This window comes from Bacillus sp. mrc49 (assembly GCF_002803435.1).
Map to the genome: position 1 here is coordinate 1 of NZ_PHNG01000400.1, position 312 is coordinate 312.

Annotated in this window: 1 protein-coding gene; it reads right to left on the reverse strand. The window is 33.0% G+C overall.

The genetic code is table 11. From position 1 onward, the window contains the following. Positions 1-12: 12 nt before the first annotated feature. Positions 13-312 (reverse strand): hypothetical protein (locus tag CVN76_RS02495; protein WP_157805483.1); only part of this gene is annotated, 300 nt, incomplete at its 5' end.

A 312-nucleotide genomic window follows, 5' to 3' on the forward strand; every position in this document is an offset into this window, starting at 1 on the left:
CGCTCTTCCGATCTAAGGGAGTACAAAAGTAGGTTCATCTTCTTCCTTGTCATAAAATGCAATGGAACCATCTTTTTGAACCTTACCATTTAAGTCTGTTTTTAATTGAAAGGTGAATGTATTCAATCCTTTATAAGAATGTAGGACGATATCTTCTTTAACATTTTCATTAAAGGTAATATTTCGCAAATCAATATCTGAGAAGATTCCCTCATGTGTAATGATATTCTTGTTAAAGCTTGGTTTTACATCCGTTACTTGTACATTTTTATCCTTTCCTGAAGCTTCCATGATGGAAAATACGATAGATGC